Raw genomic sequence first — 16,227 nt, 5'->3', positions numbered from 1 at the left:
GTGCGTGGCTTCAAGGCAGCCGCGGTACGGTTATCGGGTGGGAGCAGGTCCGGCGAGTGGGCACAAAAAAACGCGGCCCCTGGGGCGGGGCCGCGTCCGTGCATCCGGGCGCCCGAGGGCGCCGGAGGTGTCTCAGGACTCCAGCGGGCGGTAGGCCACCTGCTGGATGAAGTCCACATCGTTGCGGTAGTACGGCTTCTGCAGGTCGCCGTAGCGCTCCACGTTGATGAACCCGGCGTCCTCGAGCAGGTGGGTCATGTAGTCCTGCCGCAGCGGATACATCTTCAGCTGGAAGGTGGAGCCGTCGGCAAAGACGTACTGGAAACGCGCCATCGTCCGGTGCAGCTCGGCCGGGCCCACGTCCACACCCTCGCCGGTGTAGCAGTAGGCGTGCTTGGAGCTGTAGCCGTTGTCGAGCATGTCGTCGTAGTTGCGCTGATCGATGATCAGCATCCCGCCCGGACGCAGCACGCGGTACATCGCCAGCAGCGCGGTGCGGCGGTCCTCGTGATCGAACAGGTGGGTGAAGGAGTTGCCCAGGCACACCGCAGCGTCGTACTGCTCGGTGCCCATGACCTTGTCGAGCTCCAGCCAGTCGACGGCCCGGGTGTCGCTGAACTCCACGCCGTACTTGCTGGCGTTCTCGCGGGCCTTGATCAGCATGTTCTCGGAGCCGTCGACGGCGGTCACCTCGAAGCCGGCCTGAGCCAGCGAGACGGCGTTGACCCCCGTGCCGGTGGCCAGGTCGATGACCTTCTTGGCGCCGTGGGCGCCCACCAGGCGGTTGTAGAAGGCGCCTTCGCGGGCCAGACGCGTCTCCCACCCCACCAGGTCATCCCAGTAGTCGGCAAAACCGGGGGTATACTGCTCGTACTGCCAGCCTGCTTCGGCGTTTAGGGCCTGGGACATTATTGCATTCCTGCGTTGCTTCTCGGGATCGATGACTATGATCGTCGCGATCCATCGGGCGATACAGAATCAGTTTTGGACATTATGAACCGGTACAGTTGCGTTAGACTGGACCGTGATGACCACACCGCTCTACGAACGAGTGGCCGAGACCCTCGCCGGGCAGATCGAACAGGGCGTCTATGCCCCTGGCGACCGGCTGCCCGGACTGCGACGGCTGCGCCGGCACTTCGGGGTGAGCATGGCGACCATCGTCGCCGCCTGTGAACTGCTTGAGCAGCGCGAGATCCTCGAGGCGCGGCCACGCTCCGGGTTCTACGTCCGCGAACGCACCACCGCCGCCGCGGCGCCGAGCGAGCAGGTGGGCGAAGTGGACGCGCCCAGTCTGGTGCTCGGCCAGGAGCGTGTGCTCGATCTGGTCCGCGCCCACCACGAGCCGGACGTGGTCTCGCTGGGTGCTGCCGCGGCGCCCGCCGCTTTCCTGCCGGCGGCGGCCATGGACCGCAGCTTTGCCCGGGTGCGCCGCCGACAGCGCGAGCGCGTCAATGCCTACGACTTCCCGCCGGGCTGTGCTGAGCTGCGCACCCAGATCGCCCGGCGCATGGCCTACGCCGGCTGCAGCCTTTCGCCGGACGACATCGTGCTGACCGCCGGCTGCCAGGAGGCAATCACCCTCAGCCTGCGTGCCGTGGCCGAGCCCGGCGACGTGGTGGCCATCGAGTCACCCACCTTCTACGGCATCCTCCAGGCCATCGAGTCCCAGGGGATGCAGGCCCTGGAGGTCGCCACCGACCCCCACTCGGGGATGATCCCCGAGGCCCTTGAGCGGGCCCTGTCGCGTTGGTCGATCCGTGCCTGCGTGCTCATGCCCACTTTCGGCAATCCGCTGGGCCACGTGACCCCGGAGGCGCGCAAGCAGGAACTGGTGACACTGCTTAACGCCCACAACGTGCCCCTGATCGAGGACGACGTCTACGGTGAGCTGGCCTTCGACGGCACCCGCCCGTGGGCGGCGAAGGCCTTCGATGGCCAGGGCGAAGTGCTCTACTGCAGTTCGTTCTCGAAGATCCTCGGTGCCGGGCTGCGCGTCGGCTGGGTGGCGCCGGGGCGCTACCGGGATCGTCTCGTCTACCTCAAGTACGCAACCAGTCAAGCCACCTGCACCCTGAGTACGCTGGCCGTGGCCGACTACCTGGAGCAGGGCGGCTACGACCGCTTCCTGCGCCGGGCCCGGCGCAACTACGAGCGGCACGTGCGTTGGATCGCCGGTCTGGTACGCCGCCACTTCCCCGAGGGGACCCGAGTGACCCGGCCACGGGGCGGTTTCGTGGTCTGGGTCGAACTGCCGGCCGGCTGCGACAGCCTGGAGCTGCAGCGCCGGGCGCTGGCCGAGGGGGTCAGCGTGGCCCCGGGGCCGGTGTTCTCGCCCACCGGGCGGTACGGACGCTGCCTGCGGCTGAACTGCGCCCAGGCCGATGTGGCGGCCACGGAGTGGGCGCTGCAGCGGCTCGGTGCCCTCGCCGCCGGCGAGGACCGTGGCGACGTTCGCGGTTGAGCCGGCCCCTCTTGGCCGGCGCGGCCCGGCTCGGCTACCGTGAGGCGGCATGGAACAGCTGCAGAATACCCTCCAGCGCATCGACGGCCGGGGCTACAAGGCGTACAAGGACATCCAGGGCCGCCACGCTTTCCCCGGCTTCACCCTGTGTGTGGACAAGGTCCAGGCCGACCCGTTTGCCGCGCCTTCGCGGCTGCGGGCTGTGGTGCCGTGGGAGCGGGCGGGGCTGCCCGAAGCGGCCTTGATCGGCGAGCCCCGGCGCCGCGCGGCGCGTGACTACATCGCCCGGGCCTTCGAGCGTGCCGCCGCCAGCGAGCAGGCGGTCCGCATCGATTCAGGCGCTCAGACGGTGCTTGATCGCAGTGCCGTGCTGTTCACCGACGCCGGTGTCGAGCTGCGTTTCACCGTCGCCCTGCCGGCGCGCGGGCGGACCATCCTCGGTCGCCAGGCGGCCGAGATCCTTTGCCGGAAACTGCCGCGGATCGTCGCCGCTGCTGCCGAGGCGCAGCAACTCGACGGCGCTTCGCTGGAGCGCCACTGCGCCGCGGTGGAGGACCAGCAGGCGCTGCGTGCGCAGCTCGACGAGCGCGGCCTGGTGGCCTTCGTCGCTGAAGGGGCGGTCCTGCCGCGGCGCTCCGGCGTGGACGACCGGCCCCTGAGCGATGCCATCCCCTTCCACAGCCCCGATTCGCTGCGCCTGACGCTGCACGCCCCCAATGCCGGTCCGATCGCCGGTATGGGCGTCCCGGCGGGGATCACGCTTATCGTCGGCGGCGGCTTTCACGGCAAGTCGACCCTGCTCAATGCCTTGGAGCTCGGGGTCTATGACCACGTCCCCGGGGATGGTCGCGACGGCGTCGTCAGCGTCGAGGACGCGGCGAAGATCCGCGCCGAGGACGGGCGCGCCGTCCACGCCGTGAACCTGTCGCCATACATCGGCGAGTTGCCCTTTGGCAAGTCCACCACCGCCTTCTCCACGGACCTGGCCTCCGGCTCCACCAGCCAGGCGGCCGCCCTGCAGGAGGCCCTCGAGGCGGGGTCGCGCACCCTGCTGGTGGACGAGGACACCTCGGCGACCAACTTTATGATCCGCGATCGGCGCATGCAGGCCCTGGTGGCCCGGGATGCCGAACCGATCACGCCGCTGGTCGATCGCATCGCCGAGCTGCGCGATCGCCATGCGGTGTCCACGTTATTGGTGATGGGCGGCTCTGGCGACTATCTGGACAGCGCCGATACGGTCATCCAGATGCAGGAGTACCGTCCGGCCGATGTCACCGCCGAGGCGCGGCGGGTAGCCGCCGAGTACGCCACCGGGCGCCACGCCGAGGTGCGCTCGCCGCTGGCCTGGCCGACGACCCGCGCCGTGGAGGGGGGTACAGTGCGTACCGAGACCAAGCCCGGTAAGCGCAAGGTGCAGGGCCGCGGGCGCGATACCCTGCTGCTCGGCCGGGAGGCCGTCGACCTGCGCGCCGTGGAGCAGATCGCCGATCCCGCCCAGGTGCGGGCCATCGGCCTGCTGCTCGAGCGACTCTCGGACAGCGGCCGGGTCGAGGACCCGCCGGCGTGGCTGGCCGATCTGCTGAACCGCCACTGGGATCAGCTGCTGCCCCGCCCGGACGGGGACCTGGCCCGCCCGCGGACGATCGAGGTCATGGCTGCGCTGAACCGCCTGCGCGGTGCCCGTTTCGGCGGCGTCGCCGACGGCGTAGGCTAGGCCCAGGCAGGCCAGCGACGCGAGCGGAGGGCAGAGGATGCGGGTGTTGATCATCGGGGCCCACGGGCAGGTGGGGCGGCGACTGGTGGAGCGGCTGGCGCCGAGCCGGCACGAGGTGCGGGCCATGGTCCGGGATCCGGACCAGCAGCCGGCCCTGGCGGCCGCGGGGGCCACCGAGACCGTGGTGGCTGACCTCGAGCGTGACTGTAGCCAGGCAGTCCGCGGCGCGGACGCTGTGGTCTTCACGGCCGGTTCTGGCCCGCATACCGGTGCCGACAAGACCGAGGCGGTGGACCGTCAAGGCGCGTTGCGGATCATCGAGCTGGCCGAGGCGGCCGGGGTGCGGCGTTTCGTGATGGTTTCGGCGATGCGCACGGAGTGCCCCGAGCAGGCCCCGGAGCGGCTGCGGCCGTACCTGGCGGCCAAGCGTGAGGCCGATGACCGCCTGCGCGCGACGGCCATGGACTGGACCATCCTGCGTCCCGGGCGTCTGCTCAATGAACGCGCCCGCGGGCGGGTGACCCTCGGCGAGGGGCTGCCCTACGGCGAGATTCCGCGGGATGATGTGGCCGCGCTGCTGGCGGCCCTGCTCGACGCCGGGGTGACGTCGCGGCGCACGCTGGATGCCGTCTCCGGCGAAACCGCCGTACGTGAGGCGGTTCGCCGGCTCGGCGTTAGCTAGGCCTCGGTGCTACTTGGCGCAGGTCTTCAGGCCCAGCGGGATGTAGGCCGGGCAGACCCCGACGATGGCGGTCGCCAGCGGGACCAGGCCGATCCATCCCCAGGCGGTCTGTGGCCCGATGAACGCCAGAGCGATCAGGCAGATGCCCACCACGGCACGGATGGCGCGATCCACGGTGCCCATGTTCCTGCTTACGTCCATTGCGATTCCTCCTTGGGTATCGACGCTCGGGTCTGATATCCGAAGTATTGCATATCAGTCCGGTGCGCGTCGCTGCAGCAGCCGCTCCACCCAGGCGGCGGTGAGTCGGTCGAGGAGTCGGTTCTGCTGTTGCCGTGCAGCCAGGTTACCCAGGTCGATCCAGCCCAGTGGCTGATCCTGTTCGGCGCAGGAGAAGACGGCCCGGGTCCGCTCGCCGGTCTCCGGGTCCACCTGCCACTGCAGGCACTGGGCGCAGACGCCCTTGAGCATGCACTGCATGGGGCTGCCCACCGTGCCCACGGCCTCGAGGTGGTCCGGGAAGTATGCCGACAGGCCGTCCGCCAGTGCCTGCTGGAAGCCGAACAGGAGCCCGGTGCCGCCGACGACCAGGATCCGGTCGACCTCGGCCAGCGGTAGCCCCGGGGCATCGGGGGCGATCTCGCCGTCGCCGTAGCGGCGGACCAGGTCGACCATGTCGGCGCTGATCACTGCGCTGTCCTGGGGGCGGCGCGGCTCGAAGGCGGGCTCGCGGGCGGTAGCCCAGACGATCTGGTCGGCGCCGGCCTCCAGCTCATCGGGGTGATCGATCTCCTCGGCGCTGCCGAAGGCGGCGATGTAGAGCACCCGGTTGCCCGCCGCGCGCAGCGCCGAGCCGATATCGTGCATCACCGCCGCGCCCCAGCGGCCGGCCACCACCATCACCGTGCGGTCTTCGGGGATCTCCGTGGGCGCGCCGGTGGGGCCCATCAGCACCAACGGGTCGCCGGGCTGCAGGCGGGCGGCGATGCGCGGGGCGGCCCCCCACTGCAACAGCATCAGGCGGATGCAGTCGCCGTCGATACCGGTGCCCGAGACGGTCATCAGTGGTACCTGCAGGCGGGTGCCGTCGACCACCGGACTGTGCGTCTCCAGCGTCTGCAGGCGGAAGAACTGCCCGGGCCGAAAACGGGCTGCGGCCAGCGGTGCCCGGACCCAGATCTCGGCCACGGCCGGGCTCGGCTGCTCCACGGAGACCACCCGCGGGGTCAGCCGCGCGGCCAGGTTGTCGAGAAAGGCGCGAGCCTTGCGACCGGGCTGCATGGGAAGCCCGCCGAGGGCGGCGAGCACTTGCGGGTAGCTGCGTCGCGCCGAGGCGATGGCCTGCACCACGCTGCCGGCGAATACCGGGTGGGTGTCGCCGATGAACGAGACCGTGCGCCCGGCCGACTGGTAAGACGTGAACGGGCCGATCTCCGGTGCCTTGCAGTGCTCGCCGGCGGCGATGGGCTGCAGGCCCCTGCGCCGGTAGCCGTAGGGCCGGTAGTGGATGCCCTGCAGCTGAAGGCTGCCCGGGTGCTCGTGGGCGTAGATGGTATTGGGCACGGTCCCGGCGGCGACGAAGATCGAGCGGGCCGCGAGCTCCGTCTCGCGCCCGGTGGCGTACCAGCGGCCGCCGTCGTGGCGCATGCGCCGGAAGACCACCGAGTGGACGTGGTCGTGCTCGTCCAGGCGCACGTGCAGGGGCTCGAGCCCCTCGGCGTAGAGGATGCCTTCCTCCAGGGCCTTGGTGAGCTCCTCATGGTTGCGCACGTAGGCCGGCGAGGCGGTGAGGCCCTTGCGGTAGGCGATGGTGACGCCGCCCCAAGCCTGGAGCAGCGGCGCGAATCGCGGCGCCTCGCCGGCCGCATGGGCGCGCTCGCGCTCAGCACGCACGGCGCGCCCATGGGCCAGGAACTCCTCGAGGATGGCCTGGTCCTCGACGCCGAGCCCGGCCCCGAACCCGGCGCCTTCAGCCTCCAGGGCCTCGTAGTGGGCGAGGACCTTCTCCACCTGAGCGATGTAGTGGGCCTGTACCTCGGTGGCAGTATCGACGGCGGTCAGCCCGCCGCCAATGACCACCGCCGGCATGCGCACCTGTAGGTTGGCAATGCTCTCACTCTTGCCGGCCCCAGTCAGCTGCAGGGCCATGAGGAAGTCGTTGGCCTGGCGCATGCCCCGGGCCAGGCTGTTGCCGACCTCCAGCACCCGGGGGTAGCCGGCCCCGGTGGCGATGCAGACGTGGTCGAACCCGAGCGCCCAGGCATCCTCTAGGGTGAGGGTGCCGCCCAGCCGGACGCCGCCGTGGACGGCATAGCGCTCGCGCCGGGCCAGGGTGAGGTAGATGAGCTTAAGGAAGTTCTTGTCCCAGCGGTTGGTGATGCCGTACTCGGCGACGCCCCCAAAGCCGTAGAGGGTGCGCGTCTGCAGCGGTTCCCAGACGTCGCCCCAGTCGCGGATCGGTCCGTCCAGCCACGCCTGGGGCAGCGGTTCGATTTTCAGGCCGTCGACGGCCACCACGGTGCACCCGGCCATGGTCAGGTGGTGGGCCATGGTGAAGCCCGCGGGCCCTTGCCCGGCGATCAGCACCCGGCGGCCGTTCTCCTCGGCGGGCAGGTACTGACGGGCGCGCAGCGGGTTCCAGCGCGCGAGGAGGTGGTAAAGTTCGACGCCCCAGGGCAGCCCGAGCACGTCGGTGAGGGTGCGGGTCTCGATCTGCGGGACGTCCACCGGGTCCTGCTTCTGGTAGATACAGGCCTTCATGCAGTCGTTGCAGATCCGGTGGCCGGTGGCCGGAATCATGGGGTTATCCACCATCGCCACGGCGAGCGCGGCCAGCGGGTGGCCGTCGCGGTAGAGGCGGTTCATCTCCGAGATGCGCTCCTCCAGCGGGCAGCCGGTGAGCTGTACCCCGAGCGGATCCGCCTTGTACCCAAGCTCCGGGTCGCCCTTCCTCTCGGGGAAGCCCCGTGAGCAGAAGTCGCCCTCGTGGTCGTGGCAGTAGATGCAGTAGTGGGCCTCGGCGCTGACTTGGCGCTGCGGGGCGCGGCCGTCAGTGAGCTCGAAGCCGTCCCGGCTGCGCCAGCGCGCGCGGGGGGCGTGGAAGCGGACGGGCTGGCCCTGCGCCTCGGTGGCCTCGGCCTCCAGCGCCACCAGGTTGGTGTGGTCCACCCGCTGCGGCAGCCGGAACGCCGCCCAGTCGGCGACGGCGGCCTGGCCCGGCGGGGTGTGCAGGGCCGCGGCACACCAGTCCAGCAGACGCTCACGTTCGGCTTCTGCGTCGCTTTCGGCGGTGTACTGTGCGGCCAGCCGGGCTACGGCCAGTTCGCGGTCCCGGCGGTCAATGCCCCGGGCGTCCAAGGCCTGATCCAGCCACCTGTCGAGCTCGGCGAATGACACCTGGGGGGGCGTCTTGCGTCGGCGGGCCCGCTTCTGGACCCAGTCCCGCCGGAAGGCGAGCACCTCGCCGTCCCGGGTCAGGGCGTCACGGACGGTCTGCAGGGAGGCCTTGATGCCGAAGGCCTCGGCCAGGAACGCCTCAAGGCAGGGTGCCGTGGCGATGAGCCATTCCCCCAGGTCGCGGTCACTGAGGTTCGGGCGGTCCGGGTCGCGGTGCGCCTCGAGCTGCGCCGCCCGTTCCGGAGCCACGGCGCGGAGGTGCGCCAGGAAGCGCCGATCGAGTTCCAGCAGGCCGGTCCGGCTATGCAGATCCCTGTAGTTCAGGCCCTCGAGGCAGATGGGGTCTTCGCTCATTCCTCTCGCTCCACGCGCACCCGGTATTCGAGGGTTGTCTCGTCATCGGCCTCCAGCGCCAGGTCCCACAGGGCCCAACGGCCTTCAGCGCGTTTCGGCTCGTGGCTGGTCTCGAGCAGCTCCCAGTCGCCGGGGAAACGTTCCTCGAGCTCGATCCGAGTGGCGGCCTCGCCGCGGTTGCGCAGGCGGATGCGCCAGGCGGCCTCGAAGCCTTCGGTCGTCTCCAGTGCCCGGCGCTCGCGCAGGGTGCGCTCGCCGGTGACGGTGAAGGCGGGGCCCAGCTCCACCTCGATTTCGTCCCCGGCGGCGGTCCCCGGGATGCGCCCCTCGCCCACCGGCTCGGCGGCCCCGGGCGGGCCGGTGAGCAGCGTTACGCGGCCAGGGGGCAGATCGGTGCCGGCCTGCCAGCTGGCTACGCGCCGGGCCGGCGAGTGCTGCGGGCGGTCTGGCTCGGCACCGGCGTTGCTGCGCAGCCGGTGATAGCGGTCGAAGGCGTCGGGCGTCTGGCTGAAGAGCTGGATGCGGTGGCTGCGCCCGGCGAGCAGATCGTGGGGTTCGGCGGTCTGGAACCGGGGCAGGCCGTCGAGTCGATCGGCCGTGACCGACTCGGCCCGGGCGAGGGTGCGGACAGGGGCGTCACCGAGGCTGGCGCCGATCAGGCTCAAGCGGGCCTGTTGCAGGTCGATACCGGTTTCGTTCTCCACGCGGGCGTAGCCGTCCAGGCGCGGCTCGGCGTCTTCGATGACGCGCAGCTGGTAGTCGGGATGCCAGGTCAGGCCCTCGCTGCGGTAGGCCAGGTTAGCGGGGTGGGTGCCGCCGCGCTCGCTGTCGATGGCCAGCTCGAGGGTGGGTCGCCCGTGCAGCCGGGGCGGTCGCTCCGGGAAGGCGAAGCGGGTCTCGCTGCCGCGTGGCAGCGGGTAGACCGCCTCGTCGGTGGCGACAATCACCTCGTCGGCGTCGAAGGCGAGCAGATAGCCACGTTCCCAGGTGCGGTCGGCGCCCGCGCGGTAGCGGATCTCGCTGCCCAAGTGGTGGCGCAGCAGCCCATCCTCATCGAGGTCGCCCGGCGTGAAGGCAACCGCACCGACCCGGGGGAGGTGCTCGGAATCAAGGCTGACCGTGCCGGCATCGATGTGTTCCGGGACGTCGGTGAGGACGAGCCGCGCCGGCTCGTCGGGGAGCCCGATCTCGCGGGTCTCGCGGAACACCGCCGGCCCCCGCAGGTAGACGGTGACCGCTAGCGCCGTGCGATCCTGTCCGTCGCTGATTACCTCACGCACACCCTCGGGCAGCGTGCGGGTGCCGAGCGGGACCGGTTCCAGCTCCGCCGGCGCGGTCTCGGCGGCGTGGCCGGGGTTGGCGAGAGCGAAGAGCAGCAACGGGGTGACAAGCATGGGCAGCGGGACGGGCGTGGTCATGGTCAGCCGGCGAATCATCGGTGGTCCTGGTGCGCGGCGCGGGTCAGGGTCGAATGTAGCATGCAGGCCAGGCGCCTTTCTCGGGGCACTCGGGGTAGGGTTGTCGCTAGCTGCCGGTGTGCCCGGCCCGGCGGCGGGTGAGGAGGCCGCGCTGCCGCCGGTGGTCGCCACCGTGCCCGGGCTCGATGTGGATCCCGACGCCTATCCGGCGGCGGTCTCCGTAGTCGGCCGGGAGGCCTACGCCGATCGCCGCCGCCTCTCCCTGGACCAGGGGCTCGACCGCGTACCCGGGGTGCACACCCAGAACCGCTACAACGCCGCCCAGGATCTGCGCCTGTCGGTGCGGGGTTTCGGCGCCCGCTCGCCCTTCGGGCTGCGCGGCGTCCGCGCCTTCGTGGACGATGTGCCGTACACGGTGGCCGACGGCCAGAGCCAGCTCGATGCGCTGGACCCGGCCTTCGTGGAGCGCCTGGAGGTCATCCGCGGGCCGGCCTCCGCCCTCTACGGCAACGCCGCCGGGGGCGTCTTTCGCTTCACCACGCTGGAGCCCCCGGACAGCGGTGACTTCCTGGGCGGCGAGGTGCTCTTCGGCAGCCACGGCGAGCGGGCCCAGCGGGTCTGGGGCGGGCGCGCCGAGGAGACGTGGCGGACGGCGGTGACCGCCTCCAATCAGGAGATGGATGGCTACCGCGACCACTCGGGCTCGGCGCAGCGGCGGCTGAACATCAAGCTCGATCGCGATCTGGAAGGCGGTGAGCGGCTGCGTTTCATCGCCAACCTCCTCGATGCCCCGGAGGCCCAGGACCCGGGGGGGCTCAGTCGCCGCGATGTACGGGAGGATCGGCGGCAGGCGGCGGGCAGCGCGCTCCAGTACGACGCCGGCGAGGAGGTGGAGCAGCAGAGCGGGGCGGTGATCCTCACCGCGGAGCCGTCGGCCACCGAACGCTGGGAGGGCCGGGCCTTCCTGCAGCGCCGGGACTTCTACCGGCGGAATCCTTTTGACGGCGGTGATGAATATCAGGGGCCGGATGGTGAAGACCGGCTCAGTCCTGGTGGCATTGTGACCTTCGAGCGCTACTTCGGCGGCGTCGGTGGCCGCCACGTGCGCCGCACCGAGGCCGCCGGGCGGCCGGTGCAGGTCTCCGTGGGCGCCGACGCCGAGTGGCAGTACGACGACCGGCAGCGCTACGAGAACCTCGATGGGCGCGAGGGCGAGCGGACTAACGATCAGATTGAGCAGGCCCAGGTGGTGGCGGGCTATCTGCAGGCGGAGTGGCAGGTGGCGCCGCGCTGGCGGCTGGTCGGCGGCGGCCGTCTGGACTGGACCCGGATGAGCATCGACGATCGCAAGGCGACGCATGGGGGAACCGAAAGTCAGACCTACACCGAGCCGAGCTACCTGGCCGGGGTGCGCTACGCCGTGGCGGAGGATCACAGCCTCTACGCCAACGCCAGCTCCGCCTTCGAGACGCCGACCCTCTGGGAGCTCTGGGACCGCGACGAAGGGGGCATCAACGACGCGATCGAGCCGCAGCAGGCGCGCTCCCTGGAGGTCGGGGTCAAGGGGCGGGCCCTGGATCGGCGGCTGCGCTACGAGGTGAGCCTCTTCCAGGTGGTGACCGAAGACGAGCTGGTCCCGCAGGGGGAGACCGACGGTCCGGAGTGGTATAGGAACGCCGGCGAGACCCGCCGGCGGGGCGTGGAGCTGGGGGTGGAGGCGTTCCCGACGGATCGCCTGGAGCTGACCGCCGCGCTGGCCTACGGGCAGTTCACCTTCCGGGATTATGTTACGCCGGCACTGGATGAGGTCGACGGCGCCCAGAACAACGATCAGGTCCGCGGCAACCGCATCCCGGGCGTGCCCCGCGCCCACGGCTATCTGGAGGCCGCCTGGCAGGCCCCCAACGGCTGGCGGGTGGCCGGTGACCTGCGGGCCAGCGAGGGTATTTGGGCCGACGACCGCAACACCCAGCGCAGCTCCGGCTACTCCGAGGTCGGCCTGCACGCCAGCCGCACCTTCGTCACCGACGCCTACGAGGCGCAGCCCTTTTTCGGGGTCAACAACCTCTTCGACGAGACCTACGACGCCAACGTGCGCATCAACCAGGCCAACGAGTTCGATAATCGGCTCGAGGATGGGGGCTACTTCGAACCCGCCCCGGAGCGCACCATCTACGCCGGGATTCGCTTCGAGACCTACTGAAACGAGGGCCGGGAGGGGTTATCCTCCCGGCCTTCGTCGCGACGCCAAGCCTCCCGCCGGGCCGGCGGGGTCATCCAACAGGGAGTTCAGTCAGTATGCCGCGGAGCGCTGCGCCCTTCGGCGCCCAGGACCGTGCCAAGGGCCTGATGATCGCCGCCGCCGGAGTGACGGCGCTGAGCTTCGATGCGGTGCTGGTGCGCCTGGCCGGGGCCGGGGGCTGGGATGTGGTCTTCTGGCGGGGGCTGCTGATGGCGGTGGCGGTCAGCGCCCTGCTCTTCGCCACCCAGGGCCGCTACACCCTGCGCATCTGGCGCCGGGGAGGCTGGGCCGCGGCGGCCTCCGGGCTGTTCTTCGGGCTGAACTCGATCCTCTTTGTCTTCGCGGTGCTCAACACCCACGCCGCCAACGTGCTGGTGCTCTTCGCCACCGCACCGCTTTTCTCGGCGGTGTTCACCTGGCTCTTCCTGCGTGAGCCGATCCAGAGCCGGACCTGGTGGACCATCGCCGCGGTGATCGTCGGCATGGCCGTGATCTTCAGCGCTCCGGCGGAACCCGGCGGGCGGCTGGGCGACCTGGCGGCCCTGCTGGCCGCCGCCAATATGGGCGCCAACCTCACGCTGCTGCGTGCCCGTCCGGAGATCAACCGCCTGCCGGTGGTGGCCACCGGCGGCGTCGTCGCCGCCCTGTGTGCCGCCCCCTGGGCGGCGCCGTTGGCCCTGGGCTGGGAGAGCTACGCGGTGCTCGGCGTCATGGGTCTGGTGCAGATGCCCCTGGCCCTGGTGCTCATCGCCCAGTCCACCCGCTACCTGCCCTCGCCGGAGGTCAGCCTGGTGCTGCTGCTCGAGGCGGCCCTGGGGCCGGTCTGGGTGTGGCTGGTCTTCGCCGAGGTGCCGCCGGTGCCGTCGATGCTTGGCGGGGCGGTGATCGTGCTGGCGCTGCTGGGGTATTTCGCCCGGGACGCCTGGGAGGGCGCGGTGGGGTGGCGCTTCGGGCGGAGCTGAGGGTGGCACTCAGGCGCCGTCGTGCACGGCGCCGGCGATCTGCGTCTCGGCCCAGTCGAGGACCTCGCGGACACGCGGCGACGCAAGTCGGTACGCCTCGCCCGGCGTGACCCATCGGTACTCGTGGTGCTCCGGGCGGCCGAGTTCCGGGTTGATGCCGAGGACCACGCGCCGCGTGGTGGTCTCGGCGACGTAGTAGCGGGCCACCTTGCCCTGGGCGTAGGGGCCGGTCTCGAAGAACGCGTAGCCCCAGCGGAAGGTCAGCTCGGTGATTCCGGCCTCTTCCTGGACCTCGCGCCGGGCTGCCTCGAGTGGCTCCTCGCCGGGCTCGACCTTGCCCTTGGGGAAGTCCCAGTACTGGAAGGCGCGCAGGAGCAGATAGAGACGCCCCCGCTCGGCGAAGCGCACCGGAATGACGCCCGCCGAGAGGGTACGCCGTCTCCGCCGCCTACGACGTGGCCGAGGTGGCCGCTGCGTCATGGTAGGCCGGGGAGAGTTCGTGAAGGGCACGGATCATGGCGTCGACGTTCTCGGGCGGCGTCTCCGGCTGGATCCCGTGGCCGAGGTTGAAGACGTGGCCCGGCCCGTGGCCGAACTCCTCGAGGCAGCGGGCCACCTCGCGGCGGATTACCTCGGGGTTGGCGTGCAGCATGCACGGATCCAGGTTGCCCTGCAGCGCCACCCGGTCGCCGATGCGGCGGCGGGCTTCGGTCAGTGAGGTGGTCCAGTCAAGACCGACGCCGTCACAGCCGGTGTCGGCGATGTCTTCCAGCCACTGCCCGCCGCCCTTGGTGAACAGGGTCACCGGGATGCGCCGCCCCTCGCGCTCGCGGGGCAGCTGCTCGACGATGCGCTGCATGTAGGCCAGCGAGAACTCCCGGTAGCGCACCGGGTCCAGCGCGCCGCCCCAGGTATCGAAGATCATCAGCGCCTGGGCACCGGCCTCGATCTGCCCGTTGAGGTAGTCGGCCACCGTGTCGGCCAGCTTGGTCATCAGCCGGTGGGCGGCCTCCGGCTCGTTGAAGAGCAGGCTCTTGCTGGCCGCGAAGGTCTTGCTGGAGCCGCCCTCGATCATGTAAGTGGCCAGCGTCCAGGGGCTGCCGGTGAAGCCGATCAGCGGCACCTGACCGGCCAGCTCCTTGCGGCAGGCCGCGACCGCGTCCATGACGTAGCTCAGCTCCTTGTCGGCGGAGGGCTGCGGCAGGCGGTCGATGTCGGCGGCCGTCTTGACCCGGTGCTCGAAGACCGGTCCCTCACCGGAGACGAAGTTCAGCCCCAGCCCCATGGCCTCCGGGATGGTGAGGATGTCCGAAAAGAGGATGGCGGCATCGAGCTCATAGCGCTCCAGCGGCTGCAGCGTGACCCGGGCCGCCAGCTCGGGGCTGCGGCACAGGCCCATGAAGCTGCCGGCCTGGGCCCGCACCTCTCGGTATTCGGCCAGATAGCGGCCGGCCTGGCGCATCATCCAGACCGGGGTCCGGTCCACGGGCTGGCGCTGGAACGCGCGCAGGATTCGATCGTTCTTGAGCTCAGAGCTGCTCACCGCGTCACTCCTATACCTGTAGGTGATCAAGGATGCCCTTGGCTGCCTCACGGCCCTCCCAGACAGCCGTCACGACCAGATCGGAGCCGCGGACCATGTCGCCGCCGGCGAAGATCTTCGGGTTGGTGGTCTGCCCGAAGGTTCCGTCCTGCCGGCTGACCCGCACCTGGCCCCAATCGTCGAGCTCGACGCCGTGCTGCTCCAGCCAATGCGGCGGGCTGGGCCGAAAGCCGAAGGCGATGATGAGGCTGTCGGCCGGCAGCACCTCTTCGGAGCCGGGCACCGGCTCCGGCCGGCGTCGCCCGTGTTCGTCCGGGGCACCGAGCTCGGTCCGGACTACCTTAACCCCTTCGATGTGGTTTTCTCCAATGACTTCGATTGGCTGGCGATTCCAGAGGAACTCGACGCCCTCCTCCTTGGCGTTCTCGACCTCGCGCCGGGAGCCGGGCATGTTCTGCTCGTCGCGGCGGTAGGCGCAGGTGACGCTGGCCGCCCCCTGCCGGATGGCGGTGCGGTTGCAGTCCATGGCCGTGTCGCCGCCGCCGAGGACCACGACGCGCTTGCCGCGCATGTCGATGAACTCGTCCTCGGTGCCCTGCCAGCCCTCCTCGCGGTTGATGTTCGAGACCAGGTAGGGCAGCGCCTCGTAGACCCCGGGCAGATCCTCGCCGGGGAAGCCGCCGCGCATGTAGGTGTAGGTGCCGGTACCAAGGAAGACGGCGTCGTACTCGGCGAGGAGTTCGTCGAAGCTGACCGCCTGCCCGACCTCGGTGTTGAGGCGGAACTCGACGCCGATGCCCTCGAGGATTTCGCGGCGCCGGCGGACGATGTCCTTGTCGAGCTTGAACGGCGGGATGCCGAAGGTCAGCAGGCCGCCGATCTCCGGGTAGCGGTCGAAGACCACCGGCCGGACCCCGTTGCGGGCGAGCACGTCGGCCGCACCAAGCCCGGCGGGACCGGCGCCGATGATCGCCACCCGTTTGCCCGTGTCGACCACGTCGCTGACATCGGGCCGCCAGCCCTGGCGCAGGGCCTCGTCGCTGATGTACTTCTCCACCGACCCGATGGTCACTGCACCGAAGCCGTCGTTGAGGGTGCAAGCCCCCTCGCAGAGCCGGTCCTGTGGGCAGACGCGACCGCAAACGTCGGGCAGGGTGTTGGTCTTGTGGGAGAGTTCCGCGGCCTCGAACAGGTTGCCCTCGGCCACCAGCCGCAGCCAGTGCGGGATGTAGTTATGGACCGGGCACTTCCACTCACAGTAGGGGTTGCCGCAGTCGAGGCAGCGCCCCGCCTGGGCGGCGGCGGTCTGCTCGTCGTAGCGGCCGTAGATCTCGGCGAAGCGGCGGATGCGCTCGTCGACCTGGAGCTTGTCCGGGTCGCGGCGCGGGATCTCGAGGAACTGGAAGACACTGCTGGACATGGCTGACTAATCCGTCCGTGCTCGGGCGC

General features: G+C 70.6%; 12 protein-coding genes. 5 read left to right on the top strand and 7 right to left on the bottom strand.

Annotated features, from left to right (window positions below):
- Window positions 1-132: 132 nt before the first annotated feature.
- The gene (locus CCR79_RS06225; RefSeq protein WP_201169938.1) at window positions 133-909 is read right to left on the bottom strand and encodes a class I SAM-dependent methyltransferase; all 777 of its coding nucleotides are present in this window, start codon (window positions 907-909) and stop codon (window positions 133-135) included.
- A gap of 118 nt (window positions 910-1,027) precedes the next feature.
- Between CCR79_RS06225 and CCR79_RS06220 the strand changes: the two genes are divergently transcribed.
- From CCR79_RS06220 to CCR79_RS06210, 3 genes are read left to right on the top strand one after another with little or no spacing between them, the layout of a single operon-like run.
- Complete coding sequence (locus CCR79_RS06220) at window positions 1,028-2,464, top strand: PLP-dependent aminotransferase family protein (RefSeq protein WP_201169936.1); 1,437 nt, start codon at window positions 1,028-1,030, stop codon at window positions 2,462-2,464.
- Between the two features lie 49 nt (window positions 2,465-2,513).
- On the top strand, window positions 2,514-4,181 hold the full coding sequence (locus CCR79_RS06215; RefSeq protein ID WP_201169934.1) for an ABC-ATPase domain-containing protein: 1,668 nt from the start codon (window positions 2,514-2,516) through the stop codon (window positions 4,179-4,181).
- 37 nt (window positions 4,182-4,218) lie between these two features.
- Window positions 4,219-4,863 (top strand): SDR family oxidoreductase, encoded by a 645-nt coding sequence (locus CCR79_RS06210; RefSeq protein ID WP_201169931.1) that lies wholly within the window; start codon window positions 4,219-4,221, stop codon window positions 4,861-4,863.
- A gap of 9 nt (window positions 4,864-4,872) precedes the next feature.
- Here the strand turns inward: CCR79_RS06210 and CCR79_RS06205 are convergent, their stop codons facing one another.
- Genes CCR79_RS06205 through CCR79_RS06195 form a run of 3 tightly spaced genes read right to left on the bottom strand, consistent with a single transcriptional unit; the run spans window position 4,873 to window position 10,031 of the window.
- The gene (locus tag CCR79_RS06205) at window positions 4,873-5,064 is read right to left on the bottom strand and encodes a YgaP family membrane protein (RefSeq protein ID WP_201169928.1); all 192 of its coding nucleotides are present in this window, start codon (window positions 5,062-5,064) and stop codon (window positions 4,873-4,875) included.
- A gap of 54 nt (window positions 5,065-5,118) precedes the next feature.
- Window positions 5,119-8,613 (bottom strand): FAD-dependent oxidoreductase, encoded by a 3,495-nt coding sequence (locus CCR79_RS06200; RefSeq protein WP_201169925.1) that lies wholly within the window; start codon window positions 8,611-8,613, stop codon window positions 5,119-5,121.
- Window positions 8,610-10,031 carry a DUF4139 domain-containing protein gene (locus CCR79_RS06195; RefSeq protein ID WP_201169922.1) on the bottom strand — a complete coding sequence of 474 codons (1,422 nt, stop codon included), beginning with the start codon at window positions 10,029-10,031 and terminating at the stop codon, window positions 8,610-8,612. Before CCR79_RS06195 ends, CCR79_RS06200 begins: the two co-directional genes overlap by 4 nt.
- Before the next feature lie 100 nt (window positions 10,032-10,131).
- Between CCR79_RS06195 and CCR79_RS06190 the strand changes: the two genes are divergently transcribed.
- Window positions 10,132-12,234, top strand: coding sequence for a TonB-dependent receptor family protein (locus CCR79_RS06190; RefSeq protein WP_201169921.1), 2,103 nt, complete (start codon window positions 10,132-10,134; stop codon window positions 12,232-12,234).
- 95 nt (window positions 12,235-12,329) lie between these two features.
- The gene (locus CCR79_RS06185; protein WP_201169919.1) at window positions 12,330-13,235 is read left to right on the top strand and encodes a DMT family transporter; all 906 of its coding nucleotides are present in this window, start codon (window positions 12,330-12,332) and stop codon (window positions 13,233-13,235) included.
- Window positions 13,236-13,244: 9 nt separating this feature from the next.
- Here the strand turns inward: CCR79_RS06185 and CCR79_RS06180 are convergent, their stop codons facing one another.
- Genes CCR79_RS06180 through CCR79_RS06170 form a run of 3 tightly spaced genes read right to left on the bottom strand, consistent with a single transcriptional unit; the run spans window position 13,245 to window position 16,198 of the window.
- Window positions 13,245-13,715 (bottom strand): NUDIX domain-containing protein, encoded by a 471-nt coding sequence (locus CCR79_RS06180; RefSeq protein WP_201169918.1) that lies wholly within the window; start codon window positions 13,713-13,715, stop codon window positions 13,245-13,247.
- Window positions 13,684-14,778 carry a uroporphyrinogen decarboxylase gene (gene hemE / locus CCR79_RS06175; RefSeq protein ID WP_201169917.1) on the bottom strand — a complete coding sequence of 365 codons (1,095 nt, stop codon included), beginning with the start codon at window positions 14,776-14,778 and terminating at the stop codon, window positions 13,684-13,686. The genes CCR79_RS06180 and hemE overlap by 32 nt, the downstream gene beginning before the upstream one ends.
- Window positions 14,779-14,788: 10 nt before the next feature.
- Window positions 14,789-16,198 carry an FAD-dependent oxidoreductase gene (locus tag CCR79_RS06170; protein ID WP_201169916.1) on the bottom strand — a complete coding sequence of 470 codons (1,410 nt, stop codon included), beginning with the start codon at window positions 16,196-16,198 and terminating at the stop codon, window positions 14,789-14,791.
- Window positions 16,199-16,227: the final 29 nt, after the last annotated feature.

Origin of the sequence: Halorhodospira halophila (genome assembly GCF_016653405.1) — a bacterium.
GTDB classification, from domain to species: domain Bacteria; phylum Pseudomonadota; class Gammaproteobacteria; order Nitrococcales; family Halorhodospiraceae; genus Halorhodospira; species Halorhodospira halophila_A.
The sequence above is the reverse complement of the archived record's forward strand: the minus strand, read 5'-3'. Positions and strand labels throughout refer to the sequence as shown.

What these genes read in the sequence shown, in the direction of transcription:
- CCR79_RS06215 (WP_201169934.1), top strand. Translation starts at nt 2,514, where the DNA reads ATGGAACAGCTGCAGAATACCCTCCAGCGCATCGACGGCCGGGGCTAC.
- CCR79_RS06185 (WP_201169919.1), top strand. Translation starts at nt 12,330, where the DNA reads ATGCCGCGGAGCGCTGCGCCCTTCGGCGCCCAGGACCGTGCCAAGGGC.
- CCR79_RS06180 (WP_201169918.1), bottom strand. Translation starts at nt 13,715, where the DNA reads ATGACGCAGCGGCCACCTCGGCCACGTCGTAGGCGGCGGAGACGGCGT.
- CCR79_RS06205 (WP_201169928.1), bottom strand. Translation starts at nt 5,064, where the DNA reads ATGGACGTAAGCAGGAACATGGGCACCGTGGATCGCGCCATCCGTGCC.
- CCR79_RS06170 (WP_201169916.1), bottom strand. Translation starts at nt 16,198, where the DNA reads ATGTCCAGCAGTGTCTTCCAGTTCCTCGAGATCCCGCGCCGCGACCCG.
- CCR79_RS06220 (WP_201169936.1), top strand. Translation starts at nt 1,028, where the DNA reads ATGACCACACCGCTCTACGAACGAGTGGCCGAGACCCTCGCCGGGCAG.
- CCR79_RS06210 (WP_201169931.1), top strand. Translation starts at nt 4,219, where the DNA reads ATGCGGGTGTTGATCATCGGGGCCCACGGGCAGGTGGGGCGGCGACTG.
- CCR79_RS06195 (WP_201169922.1), bottom strand. Translation starts at nt 10,031, where the DNA reads ATGACCACGCCCGTCCCGCTGCCCATGCTTGTCACCCCGTTGCTGCTC.
- CCR79_RS06200 (WP_201169925.1), bottom strand. Translation starts at nt 8,613, where the DNA reads ATGAGCGAAGACCCCATCTGCCTCGAGGGCCTGAACTACAGGGATCTG.
- CCR79_RS06225 (WP_201169938.1), bottom strand. Translation starts at nt 909, where the DNA reads ATGTCCCAGGCCCTAAACGCCGAAGCAGGCTGGCAGTACGAGCAGTAT.